Source organism: Pseudomonas sp. FG36 (genome assembly GCF_057809275.1).
In genome coordinates, this window is the sequence record NZ_JBMDJQ010000026.1 from 1 (window position 1) to 12,776 (window position 12,776).

Sequence of the window (12,776 nt, forward strand, 5' to 3'; positions counted from 1 at the left end):
TCCTGAAGTCGCAATTTGTGTCGCCTGAACTATCGCGCACTTAGAAGCAAAAGCAAGAAACAACGGCAACGGCAACGGCAACGGCAACGGCAACGGCAACGGCAAAAGCGAGACTTAGATTCTCCACAGGCGTTCAGCCACAGCGACCCTTCATGTCACGACTGTTTAAATACGCTGAAAAAGTTTCATTACAGCCAGCACACTCGCCAACGACACCTGCAACCAATCGCTATAAACCACCCCTGCTCAGAACAGTCTCGAAGTTGTCCGGGGCAGCCACGCGGCAATTACACTGAACGCTTGCACGCTGGTCAAAGTCTGCTGGATATCACCAACCTGAGGAGACCCGGCAATGCACGATATCCATTGGACAACGGACACACCGGAACACAATGTCCACGGCCTGGAGCGCGTCAGCTCCCTGGCTGGGGGCGCGTTGATGATCAGTAAGGGGCTACGCCACGGTGGCCTGCTGGGGATGTTGCAGGTTGCCGTCGGCGGCCTGGCGCTGGCCCGTGGCGTGAGCGGGCATTGCTCGACCAAGACGTGGTGGTTACGGCATCGCGCCGAATACCTGCGCCTGCATCGCGACATAGAACGAGGGGCTGCCGAGCTCAAGGCGCTGAAGGCCAGCGCCGAGGCGGCAACCCGTACCGCGACGGTGACCGGCGGTTGAAAGCATCGCGGGGCAAGCCCGCTCCCACGAGCCCACGTTCAAAATGATGTTCGGGGTCGTGGGAACGGGCTTGCCCCGCGATAAATCCTGCGTCTAGCGCATTACTTTGCTTTGCAATACTTCAGACTGCCGCCCCAGGACGTTCTCGCTGATCTGCACGAACTCCTCGGTGCTGACGCTCGACAGGCGCATCAGCGCCCGGGCGACATCGTCCAGCGAGCGCTTGTCGTGGTTGTGCAGGCGGATCTCCCGGTCCAGCGCCTGCAACAGCAGCACGCCGCGGGCCACCTGGGCCGGGCTGGCCTTGGCACCCTTGAGGTGATTCACTTTGTCGCCAAGCTTGTGCAAGCGCGCCTGCAACGCCTCGTAACGGTCGTCGCTCATGCCACCAGCACGCCGCAGCAGCTCGCTGGCGTAATAGTCGGCCAGGCTCTCGCCAAGCCAGTCGCTGCCATCGCGGTCGTTGATCTGGGCGAACAATTGCACCAGTTCGCGCAACAGCGGGCTATTGCCGTTCTCGCTGATCAGCGGCCGGCCACTGTGCAAGTACAGGGAATTGTTGCCTGGCAGCACGCCACGCCACATCTCGTCGCGGGCACCGACCAGCAGCAACTTGGGCGGGTTGCGTGGAAACACCGACTGCAACTGCGGCCAGACGAAGGTCAACAGGGTCAAGGTGTCCATGCGGCGCATGCCCTGCCCTTGCGGCGCGGCGACGGTCACCTCGGTATCACCCAGGCGCGCCCGGCGGCTGCCCAGGTTGCCGGCGAGCATCCAGCCGGTGGGGCGATCGAACAGGCGCGATACGTCATCGATGCGGAATTTCTGCCGACCGATGCGCGGCCAGGCGGTTTCGACACTCTTCCAGCCGGCCGGCAGGTCGAAAGCCAGGCGCGACACCAGTTCGGTGCCGTCCTGCTGGTCGAGGCGCGCCGGCGGCACCAGCTGATCGCCACGGAACAGCGCCCAGTGCGCGGTCATGCGGGTTTCATGGACACCGCCCTTCGGTTGCTGGTCGAGCAGCACGCGGTAGCTGAGGCTGGTCTTGCCTGACGCCGGGTGCCAGACACCGCGCCCGTTCTGCACCTGCCACTGGCCATCAGCAAGGAAGTCGCTGTAGACGCCGGCTTTGCCCAGGTCGAAGTCCAGGCTGCGCACCACGCTGCCGTCGGCCAGGGTCAGGCGCACCTCGGCCTGACCGCTCTGCGGCAACAGGCGAACCTGATAGTCCAGATCGACTTTCCTGGCCAGCGCCTGAGTGCTGAGCAGCAGGCCAAGCACCATCAACAACGGGCGACGCATAGCGAAACTCCTTGTAGCCGCGCGGCTCAACCCGCGCGAAAAATCAGGTGGTCTTCCCAGTCGTCTTCATCCACATCGTTCTCGCTGAGCATCCGCCCGGACCGGGAAATGCGTTGCTCATGCACTTGCCCGCGATCGCCGCAGACCAGATGGTGCCACGACGGCAAGTCCTGGCCTTCGCTGACCAGGCGATAACCGCAGGTGGGCGGCAGCCACTTGAACTGGTCGGCCTTGCCCGGGGTCAGCTGGATGCAATCGGGCACGAAGCGGAAGCGATTGGGGTAGTCGCTGCACTGGCAGGTCTGCAGGTCGAGCAACTTGCAGGCGATGCTCGTGTAGTAGACGCTGTTGTCCTCTTCGTCCTCGAGTTTCTGCAGGCAGCACAGGCCGCAGCCGTCGCACAGCGACTCCCACTCTTGCGCATCGAGCTGGTCGAGGGTCTTGCGCCGCCAGAAGGGCGCGGTATCGGCGATCATCACACGTGTTCCTGCAGTCAACATCAATCCGCGGCGCGCGGCGGCGCCAGTCTAGAGGCAGTCCGACGGCAACGCCAGACCGCTTGTCAGTGCTCACCGGACGCAGTAGCGTGCGGTCTTTGTCCCAGCCCTTGCAGGAGCACCCCATGAGCGCCACCCCACGCATCGCCGACTACGCCATCAACGAGCAGTTCATCAATCGCTGGTCGCCCCGCGCCTTCACCAACGAACCGATCAGCCAGGAAACCCTGCTGAGCTTCCTCGAGGCCGCGCGCTGGGCGCCGTCGGCCTACAACTCGCAGCCGTGGCGTTTCCTCTATGCCCGCCGCGACACGCCGAGCTGGGCGCGCTACCTGGACATCCTCAACGAGTTCAACCGCAGCTGGGCGCAGCATGCCTCGGCGCTGGTGCTGATCCTCTCCAAGACCACCTTCGCCGCACCCGGCTCCGATGAAGAGAAGCCGGCCCTGTGGCACACCTTCGACACCGGCTCGGCCTGGGGCCATCTGGCGTTGCAGGCCAGCATCAGCGGCTGGCACACCCATGGCATGGCCGGCTTCGACCAGGACCTGGCCCGGCGCGAGCTGAAGATCCCCGAGGGCTACGCACTGCACGCAATGGTGGCAATCGGCAAGCTGGGCGACAAGGCGACCCTGGCCGAAGGCCTGCAGGCCCGTGAAGTGCCAAGCCCGCGCCGGCCGTTGAGCGAGCTGGCGGCCGAAGGCGACTTCAGCTTGTAAGGTTGCGTCAGATTCATCGCGAGACAAGCCCGCTCCCACAGGTGATGGTACAACCTGTGAGAGCGGGCCAGACAGCAAACGTCTGTCAGTAGCCCCGCGCGAAGTCCACCTCGCCCCGCAACCCCTGCCCTGCCGCATACGCCTGCGCATTCCCGACGAACAACCGCACCATCGCCGCCGGCGAGGTCGGCGCCGAGCTGTGCCCGGTCAGCAGCAGCCCCCAGGCAGTCCAGAACGGGTGGCGCTGGGGCAACGGCTCCTGGCGGCAGACATCGATCACCGCGCCGGCCAGGTGCCCTTGCTTGAGTGCCTCGACCAGGTCGGCATCGACTACCGCTACGCCGCGCCCGGCATTGATGAACAAGGCACTGGAGCGGAAACACTTGAACAGTGCCGCATCGTACAGGTCATGGGTGGCCGGTGTGTCGGGCAACAGGTTGAGCACGTAGTCCGCCTCGCCGACCAGGCGAGGCAACTGGTCGAGCCCGGCAACCTCGACGAACGGCGCCTGCTCACGGGCACTGCTGGCTACCCCGTACAAGGTGACGCCAAAGGGCACGAGGAACTCGGCGACTTGCTGGCCGATATCGCCGGTACCGACGATCAGCACTCGGCGTCCTTCCAGGGTCCGCCCTGGCCGATCGTCCCAACGCCGCTCGACCTGGCTGACCAGGCGCGACAGCACATCGCGCTCATGGCCAAGCATGTAGGTGAGCATGTACTCGGCCATCACCTGGCCAAAGATCCCCACCGCCCGGGTCAGGCGGTAGTCGCGCGGCAGGCCGTCAGCCAGCAACGGCGTGATGCCGGCCCAGGTCGATTGCATCCACTGGGGTTTGTGGCCCTGGCGCAACAGGCTGGCCAGCAGGTCGGGCTGCCCCAGCCATACCGGGCAGTCGGGGGCCAGGCGGGCCAGTTCGGCGGAATCGCCACTGGTCAGGACCTCCAGGTCCGGCGCCGCCTCGCCCAGCAGGCGGGCATAGTTGGCATGATCCTGTTCAGCGATCAGAACGCGCATGTGACACACAACCTTGGCAAACAACGGAAGCGGCCCGCCAGGCGGGCCGCAGACAGAGAGGAGACCGCGCCCGGATCAGGCCGGGTCGTTGCGGCGCAGCAGTTCTTCGGGCAGGTGCTCGATGTAGTCGTCGTCCGGCGGCGGCATCTGCAGGTGGTAGCCCTGGTTGTCGAGATTCTCCAGCACCTTGGCGATGTCCTCGCGGGCCAGCTTGCGCTCGGGGCTAAGCACCAGGTCGAAGGCGTGCACGGGCGTGCCGAAGAAAGGCAGCAGCCCCTCGGGCACACGCTCCAGGCCATCGGCCTTGAGCACATACAGGTACATTTCGTTCTTGCGGGGGCTCTTGTAGATCGAGCAGATACGTTTCATCGTGAATCTCCGGCACCGGCCAGATCGTCCAGCAGGGCCTGGCCCATGCGCTCGCGACGCCAGCCGCGCAGTGCATCGGGCAGTTGATAGGGACCGTCGGGGTAGCCGCTCTTGAGCAGCGCTTCGAGGGCTTTCTTGCGCAGCATCAGCTCCGGGGCGATGCCCAGGCGCTCACCCTCGGCCTGGCCGATGGCGCGCAGGCGCTTGAGAATGCCGGCGGCTTCGATCGGCAGCGGCTCGGGCAGCGGCGCGGGCCATTGCTCCTGCGGCAGGCTGGCGGCGCGCTTGATCAGCTGGATCAGCGCCTCGCCGTCCTGGCGGATGGTACGCGGGTGCATTTCGTCGATTTTCGCCAGCGCCGACGGGCTGTCCGGCTGGCTCTTGGCCATGGGCCACAACGAATGTTCCTTGAGGATGCGATTGCGCGGCACATCGCGGCTGCGGGCCTCACGCTCGCGCCAGGCGCACAGCTCGCGCAGCACGGCCAGCTGCTGGCGGCCGAGCTTCCAGGCCAGCTTGACGTCGCGGTAGAGGGTCTCGGGCTCGACTTCACGGCGCAGCGCGGCAACCAGCTCCGCACCGTCCTCGAGCACCCAGGCGTACTTGTCGTCCGACAGCCGCGGGCGCAAGGCGCTGAACAGTTCGGCCAGGTGCACGGCGTCTTCGGCGGCGTAGCTGACCTGGGTCTCCGAGAGCGGGCGCTGCAGCCAGTCGGAGCGGGTCTCGCCCTTGGGCAGTTCGAGCCCCAGCACGTCCTGCACCAGACGCGAATAGCCCATGGAGAAACCGATGTTCAGGTAGCCGGCGGCGAGCTGGGTGTCGAACAGTGGCTGCGGCAACTTGCCGGTCAGGCGCAGCAGGACCTCCAGGTCTTCGCTGCAAGCGTGCAGCACCTTGACCACGCCATTGTCTTCGAGCAGCTCGGCCAGCGGCTGCCAGTCGCGAATCAGCAAAGGGTCGATGAGGAAGGCACGTTTGCCGTCACCGATCTGGATCAACCCGGCTTTCGGGTAGAAGGTGTCGACCCGCATGAATTCGGTGTCGAGGGCCACAAAGGGCAGCTCACGCCAGCTTCGGCAGTGCTGGGCCAGGGTCTGGTCGTCACGGATCCAGTGAATTTCGATGGCCACGAGGCTCTCCCACTAACATTGGCGCGCAGTATATACGGCGCGGGCGCAATGGGTGAAACCTCGCAAGCCACGCCATCGTTGGTGCTGATCGTCGGTACGCTCAGCGATCGGCCGCCAGCCAGGGTCGGCAGCCGGCAAACAGGTCCAGCGAGCGCTGGTAGACCTCGGTGCGCACCTGCAACAGGCCGAGCATCGAGTGGAACAGGTTGTCCTGCGACAACGGCGCATCGCGCAGCTTGCCCAGGCATTCGGTGTCCACGCCGAAGTCCTCGCGGTAGCTGTCGGAGAACCAGGCCAGCAGCGGCACGTGCTTCTGCTGCTCCGGCGCGATCATGTAGGGCGTGCCGTGCAGGAACAGGTTGTACTCGCCCAGCGACTCGCCATGATCTGAAAGATAGATCATCGCGGTGTCGACCTTGTCCTGCTTGCTGCGCAAGGTATCGATCAAGGTCGCCAGTACCTTGTCGGTGTAGGCCAGGGTGTTGTCGTAGCCGTTGACGATCTCCTGTTGGCTGCACTGGTTCAGGGCGTTGCTGCGGCACACCGGGGTGAAGGGTTCGCTGCCGGCCGGGTAGCGCTTGAAGTATTCCGGGCCATGGCTGCCCATCTGGTGCAACACCAGCACGGTGTCCTGGTCGAGGTTGTCGAGCAACTCGGCCAGGCCCTGCAGGAGGATCTCGTCATGGCATTCGCCGCTGGCGCACAGGCTCGGGTCCTGCAGGTTGCTCACGTCGATAAATTGCACCCGATCACAGGTGCCCTTGCAGCCGGACTGGTTGTCGCGCCACTGCACCGCCAACCCCGCGCGCTGGAGGATGTCGAGCAGGCCTTCGCGGTTCTTCGCCACGCGGGCGTCGTAGTCCTTGCGCGGCATGCCGGAAAACATGCAGGGCACCGACACGGCAGTCTCGGTGCCGCAGGAGTGGACGTCGGTAAAGCTCAGCAGGCCCCGCTCCTTGCTCAATTGCGGGGTAGTGTCGCGGGCATAGCCAAGCAGGCCGAAGTTTTCCGCCCGCGCACTTTCGCCGACCACCAGCACGGTCAGCGACTTGCGCTGGTGCTGCCAGGCCGCATCGCGACGGGCATCCTCGCCATAGCGCTGGAAGGGCCGGGTGGCCGTGCCCACTTGCTCGCTGACATAGCCGATGGAGGCCCCCACGATATTGCTCGGCGTAAGCATCAGGCGCAGTTCATGGTGGTTGCGAAACAACGACGCCAAGCCCTGGTAGTTGACCAGCGCCACCGAGCCCAGGGCGGCGACGCAGGCCCCGCTGACCACCAGCTTGCCCAGCAGCTCACGGTGCCAGGGGCGATAGGTGATCCTGGCCTTCCACACCAGCAGCGACGGCAGTACACCCAACAGCAGGATATAAGCGGCGAACTTTAGCGAAAGCAAGTCGCGCACTTCCGCAACATTGGTTTCGGCCACATTACGGAACATGCCGGTGTCAATAAGTACGCCATATTGATTCATGAAGTAAGCGACACTTGCACCGCTGATGAACAATACAATCAATACTGGTTTCAATACATAACGAAACGCCAACAAGGTGAGGATGATATTGAAGGCGAACAGCATCAGCACGGCGAATGCCAGGCTCAACCACAGCCCCACCATGCCCGGCGGCACGATGGACTCCAGGTGCTCCCAAAGCAAGGTATTGAAGCCGATCAACAGGTACAGGCTGGCCAGCAACGTGACCCATTCGGTGCGCAGGGATTTGAATTTGAGCATGGCGTTCGCAACAAGAGTTCATCAGCGGCCAACACGCCCGGACGGGCAGGTTGGAAAGTTGGCCGAACTCTAGAAAGCCTAGCATCAATTTTTTGTGAAAAAGACGCCAACAATTGGTGGGCCGGCGTCTTTCATGAATTAAACAACTTTCATTCAGCTGCCATTCAGCCAGGCAGGCGAAGTTTGGCGTACGGCTCGCGGTCGATATCCAGGACTTCCACGCACAACTGAATGTCCAGCCCAGGCTGGGCCGCAATCGCCTCGCGCAACACCTCGAGCAGGCTGTTCGACAACTGCTGTTTCACCTGCTGCGTGCGCCCGCTGAGGATCGCCAGGCGCACATGGGCGAAAGCCCGTTCGCCCGGGGCGGTGCCCACCCGATACTGGGCAAAGGCCTGGGCGCGGCTCTTGATGTCCAGCTCCTCGGCAAACTGGCCACTGCCGACCAGGGCGTGGTTCAGGCGCAGCAGCAGCACATCGACATTGAGATCGCGCAGGTTGTCGCTGTATTCCAGGTTCAGGTGAGGCATGGCGCAGGTTCCGTTCACGCAGGGGGATGCGACAGCCTAACCCAGTCCCGCAATACGGCAAAGGCGACTATCCTCTTGGTTCAGGCTCGTTTACCAACCCTGAGAGAGGTGAAGAAATGCCAGTTCCGCATGATTTGCTCGCAGACCTGCACGTGACCGCCGAACAGTTCCAGGCCCTGATCGACAAGGATCACGACCTGCACAAGCTGCACAAGGAATACAACGCCAAGGACAAGGAAGTGCTCGCCGCCGAAGGCAATGCCACCGGCGACGACACCGTAAACCGCCTGCGCAAGGAGCGGGTGCTGATCAAGGACAAGATCGAACGCATCGTCCACCCACCCAAATCCTGATTCCCCCGCGATAACGTCGGCGTCCGTTACGCGGACGCCTTCAGCGCCCCCTCCAGATCCTCGATCAGATCGCGGTAATCCTCGATCCCGATCGACAGCCGCAGCAGGTTCTCACTGATCCCCATCACGCCCTTCTGCTCCGGGCTCAGGGAGTTGTGCGACATGCTCCAGGAGTGGTTGATCATGCTCTCCACACCGCCCAGCGAGTCGGCCAGGACGAAGATCGACAGCGCCTCGACCAGGCGGTTGACCGCGGCCCGATCGCCCTTGATACGCAGCGCCACCACCGCGCCGCCCGTGCGCATCTGACGCTTGCACAGGTCATGCTGCGGGTGGCTTTCCAGGCCAGGGTAGTAGACCTGCTCGACCTGCGGATGCTGTTCGAGGAACTGCGCCACACGCAGGGCGTTGGCGCTCTGGCGCTCCATGCGCACATCGAGGGTCTTCAGCCCGCGCAATGCCAGGTAGCAGTCGAACGGCCCCTGGATCGCGCCGACCGCCATGCTGATCTTGCGCAGGCGCCCCAGCAACTCGTGGTTGGCCGCCACCACCACGCCGCCGGTCAGGTCGGAATGGCCGCCGATGTACTTGCTCGCCGAATGCATCACCAGGTCCACGCCCAAAGTGATCGGCTGCTGGTTCCAAGGCGAGCAGAAGGTGTTGTCGATGCAGGTCATCACCCCCCGCTCACGGGCCAGTTCGCAGACCGCCTTGATGTCCACCAGGTGCAGCAGCGGGTTGGTCGGCGACTCGATCCAGATCAGCTGGGTCTCGGGGCGGATCGCCGCAGCCACCGCCTCGACATCGTTGAGGTCGACATAGGTGGTGGTCAGGCCCGAGGTGCGTCCACGGTAATCTTCCAGCAGGCGGAAGGTGCCGCCGTAGACGCCGTTCATCACCACCACATGGGCATCCTTGGACAGCAGCTCGAGCACCGTGGCGGTGGCGCTGACGCCCGAGGCGCAGGCGACCGCGCCGACGCCCTCCTCCAGTGCGGCCACGCAGGTCTCGTAGGCATGCCGGGTCGGGTTGCTGACCCGGCTGTAGGCGTATTCGGGGTTGTCGTCCAGGCCGCGCTTGATGAACGAGCTGGAAGTGACGATGGCCGGGAAGATGGCGTTGTCGGCGACGCTGGACTGCTCGCCGGCGTGGATGGTGCGGGTGGCGAAATTGCGCGGTTTGTCGGACATGGTCGGGTCCATTGCCTGAGGGTGGAAAACCACCACTATCTCATATCCACCACCCCCAGGCGCCAGCGGAACATTTCCATCGACGCAGCGGCCGAAACGGTTCCAACGTTCCCAGCGAGCGGCTACTCTCGGGAAACTTTTCTCGCAATCGGCCATACGACGTCATGGACAGTTTCGACCAGCATATCCTCACCCTGCTCCAGCGCGACGCCTCGCTGTCCCTCAAGGACCTGGCCGAAGCGGTCAACCTGTCCACCACGCCGTGCTGGAAGCGGGTCAAGCGCCTGGAGGAAGAAGGCTACATTCGCGGCCGCGTCGCCCTGCTCGACCCCGAGCGCCTGGGCCTGGGCCTGACGGTGTTCGTCCAGCTCAAGACCCAACGCCACGACAGCGCCTGGCTGGCGCAGTTCGCCGCCACGGTGACGGCGTTCGAGGAGGTGATGGAGGTGTATCGCATGTCCGGCGACTGGGACTACATGCTGCGGGTAGTGGTAGGCGACATCGCCGCCTACGACCGCTTCTACAAGAAGCTGATCACCAGCACCGACGGGCTGTCGAACATCACCTCGAGTTTTGCCATGGAGCAGATGAAGTACACCACGGCGTATCCGGTGGGGCGCTGAAATGATCTCTGGCAGGGCCTGATCGCCGACAAGCTGGCTCCCACCCCGACGGCGTCGACCTCAAGCCAAACACCATCCCTGTGGGAGCTGGCTTGCCAGCGATGAGGGCCGCCCTGTCAGTCAGCCAGGGTAGCCTCGATCCGGTTTCCCGCCTTGGCCTTCTCCAGCCTGATCGCCACGAACTTCGAGGTTGGTGTGTAGGTCCCCTCGCCGTAGCTTTCCAGCGGCACCAATGGATTAGTTTCCGGGTAATAGGCCGCCGCCTGCCCTTCAGGCACGTCATAGGACACCAGGCGGAAGCCCGACACTCGCCGCTCGTGGCCGTCCTCCCACAACGACACGATATCCACCTGCTCGCCCGGCTCGAAGCCCAGGCGACGGATATCGGCCTCGTTGACGAACACCACCTCGCGCAGCCCGAACACGCCACGGTAACGGTCATCGAGCCCATACAGCGTGGTGTTGTACTGGTCGTGGGAGCGCAAGGTCTGCAGGATCAGGTCCGGCTTGTCACCGCGGGCCAGCACAGCCGCGTTGACCAGTTGCTCCGGCAACTGGCTCGGGGTGAAACGCGCCTTGCCGGTGGCCGTGCGGAAGTTGCGGTCCGCCGCGTGGTTGCCCAGGTGGAAGCCGCCCGGATGCTGCAGGCGTGCGTTGAAGTCGGCGAAGCCGGGAATCACGTCGGCGATCATGCTGCGAATGCGGCCATAGTCGGCAATCGCATAGTCCCAGTCGATGGGCCGATTGCCCAAGGTGGCCTTGGCCATGCCGGCGACGATGGCCGGCTCCGAACGCAGCATTGCAGAACGCGGTTTCAGCTGGCCATGGGAGATATGCACCATGCTGAAGGTGTCCTCCACGGTGACACCCTGCGGCCCTTCGGTCTGGATATCGATCTCGGTGCGGCCAAGGCACGGCAGGATCAGCGCATCGCGCCCGGTGACCAGGTGCGAGCGGTTGAGCTTGGTGGAGATCTGCACGGTCAGTTCACAGTTGCGCAGCGCCGCATGGGTACGCGGGGTGTCCGGAGTCGCCTGGGCGAAGTTGCCGCCCAGGGCGACGAACACCTTGGCCCGCCCTTCTTCCATTGCCTGGATCGCCAGCACGGCGTTATGGCCGTGCTCGCGGGGCACCTTGAACTGGAAGCGTTTCTCGATGGCGTCGAGCAGCGCGGCCTTGGGTTTCTCGTCGATGCCCATGGTGCGGTCGCCCTGCACGTTGCTGTGGCCGCGTACCGGCGACAGGCCAGCGCCGGGTTTGCCGACGTTGCCACGCAGCAGCTGCAGGTTGACGATTTCCTGCACGGTGGGCACCGAGTGGCGGTGCTGGGTGACGCCCATGGCCCAGCACATGATCACCCGCTCGGCCTTGCGGTACATGCGCGCGGCCAGCTCGATCTCAGCCTTGTTCAGGCCCGACTGCTCGACAATATGGTCCCAGGGCGTGGCATCCACCACCGCCAGGTAGGCCTCGACGCCACTGGTATGCTCGGCGATGAAGGCGTGGTCGAACACCGGCGGCTCGTCGTTCAGCTGCGCCTCGCGCTCCCATTGTAGGAGGAACTTGGCGATGCCGCGCATGGCTGCCATGTCGCCACCCAGCGCCGGACGGAAGTACGCGGTGTTGGTCGGCTCGGAGCCGTTGCTGAGCATCTCGAACGGGTGCTGCGGATGCTGGAAGCGCTCGAGCCCGCGCTCCTTGAGCGGGTTGAAGCAGACCACCTGGGCACCACGCTTGACCGCCTCGCGCAGCGGTTCGAGCATGCGCGGGTGGTTGGTGCCGGGGTTCTGGCCAATCACGAAGATCGCATCGGCCAGCTCCAGGTCATGGAACACCACGGTGCCCTTGCCCACGCCGAGGGTTTCGGCCATGCCCACGCCGCTGGCCTCGTGGCACATGTTCGAGCAGTCGGGGAAATTATTGGTGCCGTAGGCACGCACGAACAACTGGTAGAGGAACGCCGCCTCGTTGCTGGCCCGGCCAGAGGTATAGAACTCGGCCTGGTCGGGCGAAGCGAGGCCGTTCAGGTGCCGGGCGACCAGGGCAAATGCCTCGTCCCAGCTGATCTCGACGTAATGGTCGGTGGCCGCGTCGTAGCGCATCGGGTGGGTGATGCGGCCTTGGTACTCGAGCCAGTAGTCGGTCTGCTCGAGCAAGGCGCTGACGCTATAGCGGGCGAAGAACGCCGGATCCACCGAGCGCCCGGTGGCTTCCCAGTTGACCGCCTTGGCGCCGTTCTCGCAGAACTTGACCATGTCGCTTTCCGGCGATTCGCCCCAGGCGCAACCCGGGCAGTCGAAACCACCGTTCTGGTTGGTCTTGAGCATGGCCCGCAGGTTCTTGAAGGCGTTCTCGCTGCCCAGCCAGCTCTTGGTCACGCTCTTGAGCGCGCCCCAGCCGGCAGCCGGCCCCTTGTAGTCCCTGATGTGTTCGTCCTGGCTCATGCTGCGCTTCTCCGCACGGTGTTTTTTCCAGCCTAAGAAGCGCCCCTTGCTGCGTCCAATCGAAATAAATGACGGCGTGATAAACCGTTTCGATCACCGGGCCAAGCCCTTGGCCGGCGCGGCCTGCAGCCGTGATAGAGGAGACTGATCGAATGGTCGGGCAAAGCAATTTGACGCCAATGGGCGCAGG

At 64.2% G+C, this 12,776-nt stretch carries 13 protein-coding genes; 4 read left to right on the top strand and 9 right to left on the bottom strand.

Annotated elements, in window-relative coordinates; translation table 11 throughout:
- Positions 1 to 352: 352 nt before the first annotated feature.
- Positions 353 to 676, top strand: coding sequence for a DUF2892 domain-containing protein (locus ACODS9_RS18860; protein WP_489094494.1), 324 nt, complete (start codon positions 353 to 355; stop codon positions 674 to 676).
- Between the two features lie 93 nt (positions 677 to 769).
- Here ACODS9_RS18860 and ACODS9_RS18865 read toward each other — a convergent pair whose 3' ends face one another.
- Together ACODS9_RS18865 and ACODS9_RS18870 are read right to left on the bottom strand one after the other, a co-directional pair.
- Positions 770 to 1,978 carry a hypothetical protein gene (locus ACODS9_RS18865; RefSeq protein ID WP_489094495.1) on the bottom strand — a complete coding sequence of 403 codons (1,209 nt, stop codon included), beginning with the start codon at positions 1,976 to 1,978 and terminating at the stop codon, positions 770 to 772.
- A 26-nt stretch (positions 1,979 to 2,004) separates the two neighbouring features.
- On the bottom strand, positions 2,005 to 2,454 hold the full coding sequence (locus tag ACODS9_RS18870) for a YcgN family cysteine cluster protein (protein ID WP_102681719.1): 450 nt from the start codon (positions 2,452 to 2,454) through the stop codon (positions 2,005 to 2,007).
- Positions 2,455 to 2,600: 146 nt separating this feature from the next.
- On the opposite strand from ACODS9_RS18870, the gene ACODS9_RS18875 reads away from it, so the two are divergent.
- Positions 2,601 to 3,194: a nitroreductase family protein gene (locus ACODS9_RS18875; protein WP_401104183.1), complete on the top strand. Its 594-nt coding sequence runs from the start codon at positions 2,601 to 2,603 to the stop codon at positions 3,192 to 3,194.
- Positions 3,195 to 3,279: 85 nt separating this feature from the next.
- On the opposite strand, the gene ACODS9_RS18880 is transcribed toward ACODS9_RS18875, so the two are convergent.
- From ACODS9_RS18880 to ACODS9_RS18900, 5 genes are all read right to left on the bottom strand, one after another.
- The gene (locus tag ACODS9_RS18880) at positions 3,280 to 4,212 is read right to left on the bottom strand and encodes a D-2-hydroxyacid dehydrogenase (RefSeq protein WP_367856840.1); all 933 of its coding nucleotides are present in this window, start codon (positions 4,210 to 4,212) and stop codon (positions 3,280 to 3,282) included.
- Positions 4,213 to 4,287: 75 nt separating this feature from the next.
- A complete protein-coding gene (locus ACODS9_RS18885) occupies positions 4,288 to 4,581 on the bottom strand; it encodes a YcgL domain-containing protein (RefSeq protein ID WP_023630461.1) in 294 nt (97 codons plus the stop codon).
- On the bottom strand, positions 4,578 to 5,711 hold the full coding sequence (rnd, locus tag ACODS9_RS18890) for a ribonuclease D (protein ID WP_110697933.1): 1,134 nt from the start codon (positions 5,709 to 5,711) through the stop codon (positions 4,578 to 4,580). The genes ACODS9_RS18885 and rnd overlap by 4 nt, the downstream gene beginning before the upstream one ends.
- Positions 5,712 to 5,811: 100 nt before the next feature.
- On the bottom strand, positions 5,812 to 7,446 hold the full coding sequence (locus ACODS9_RS18895; RefSeq protein WP_489094496.1) for a phosphoethanolamine transferase: 1,635 nt from the start codon (positions 7,444 to 7,446) through the stop codon (positions 5,812 to 5,814).
- A 164-nt stretch (positions 7,447 to 7,610) separates the two neighbouring features.
- Positions 7,611 to 7,976, bottom strand: coding sequence for a 5-carboxymethyl-2-hydroxymuconate Delta-isomerase (locus ACODS9_RS18900; protein ID WP_046856694.1), 366 nt, complete (start codon positions 7,974 to 7,976; stop codon positions 7,611 to 7,613).
- A 116-nt stretch (positions 7,977 to 8,092) separates the two neighbouring features.
- On the opposite strand from ACODS9_RS18900, the gene ACODS9_RS18905 reads away from it, so the two are divergent.
- Entirely contained in the window at positions 8,093 to 8,329 is a 237-nt protein-coding gene (locus tag ACODS9_RS18905) for an HP1242/YdcH family protein (protein WP_046856695.1), read from the top strand.
- A 26-nt stretch (positions 8,330 to 8,355) separates the two neighbouring features.
- Here ACODS9_RS18905 and ACODS9_RS18910 read toward each other — a convergent pair whose 3' ends face one another.
- The gene (locus tag ACODS9_RS18910) at positions 8,356 to 9,531 is read right to left on the bottom strand and encodes a trans-sulfuration enzyme family protein (protein WP_046856696.1); all 1,176 of its coding nucleotides are present in this window, start codon (positions 9,529 to 9,531) and stop codon (positions 8,356 to 8,358) included.
- A gap of 152 nt (positions 9,532 to 9,683) precedes the next feature.
- On the opposite strand from ACODS9_RS18910, the gene ACODS9_RS18915 reads away from it, so the two are divergent.
- On the top strand, positions 9,684 to 10,142 hold the full coding sequence (locus ACODS9_RS18915; protein ID WP_046856697.1) for an Lrp/AsnC family transcriptional regulator: 459 nt from the start codon (positions 9,684 to 9,686) through the stop codon (positions 10,140 to 10,142).
- A 116-nt stretch (positions 10,143 to 10,258) separates the two neighbouring features.
- Here the strand turns inward: ACODS9_RS18915 and ACODS9_RS18920 are convergent, their stop codons facing one another.
- Positions 10,259 to 12,586 carry an FdhF/YdeP family oxidoreductase gene (locus tag ACODS9_RS18920; protein ID WP_489094497.1) on the bottom strand — a complete coding sequence of 776 codons (2,328 nt, stop codon included), beginning with the start codon at positions 12,584 to 12,586 and terminating at the stop codon, positions 10,259 to 10,261.
- Positions 12,587 to 12,776 lie beyond the last annotated feature (190 nt).

What these genes read in the sequence shown, in the direction of transcription:
- ACODS9_RS18860 (WP_489094494.1), top strand. Translation starts at nt 353, where the DNA reads ATGCACGATATCCATTGGACAACGGACACACCGGAACACAATGTCCAC.
- ACODS9_RS18865 (WP_489094495.1), bottom strand. Translation starts at nt 1,978, where the DNA reads ATGCGTCGCCCGTTGTTGATGGTGCTTGGCCTGCTGCTCAGCACTCAG.
- ACODS9_RS18870 (WP_102681719.1), bottom strand. Translation starts at nt 2,454, where the DNA reads ATGATCGCCGATACCGCGCCCTTCTGGCGGCGCAAGACCCTCGACCAG.
- ACODS9_RS18875 (WP_401104183.1), top strand. Translation starts at nt 2,601, where the DNA reads ATGAGCGCCACCCCACGCATCGCCGACTACGCCATCAACGAGCAGTTC.
- ACODS9_RS18880 (WP_367856840.1), bottom strand. Translation starts at nt 4,212, where the DNA reads ATGCGCGTTCTGATCGCTGAACAGGATCATGCCAACTATGCCCGCCTG.
- ACODS9_RS18885 (WP_023630461.1), bottom strand. Translation starts at nt 4,581, where the DNA reads ATGAAACGTATCTGCTCGATCTACAAGAGCCCCCGCAAGAACGAAATG.
- ACODS9_RS18895 (WP_489094496.1), bottom strand. Translation starts at nt 7,446, where the DNA reads ATGCTCAAATTCAAATCCCTGCGCACCGAATGGGTCACGTTGCTGGCC.
- ACODS9_RS18900 (WP_046856694.1), bottom strand. Translation starts at nt 7,976, where the DNA reads ATGCCTCACCTGAACCTGGAATACAGCGACAACCTGCGCGATCTCAAT.
- ACODS9_RS18905 (WP_046856695.1), top strand. Translation starts at nt 8,093, where the DNA reads ATGCCAGTTCCGCATGATTTGCTCGCAGACCTGCACGTGACCGCCGAA.
- ACODS9_RS18910 (WP_046856696.1), bottom strand. Translation starts at nt 9,531, where the DNA reads ATGGACCCGACCATGTCCGACAAACCGCGCAATTTCGCCACCCGCACC.
- ACODS9_RS18915 (WP_046856697.1), top strand. Translation starts at nt 9,684, where the DNA reads ATGGACAGTTTCGACCAGCATATCCTCACCCTGCTCCAGCGCGACGCC.
- ACODS9_RS18920 (WP_489094497.1), bottom strand. Translation starts at nt 12,586, where the DNA reads ATGAGCCAGGACGAACACATCAGGGACTACAAGGGGCCGGCTGCCGGC.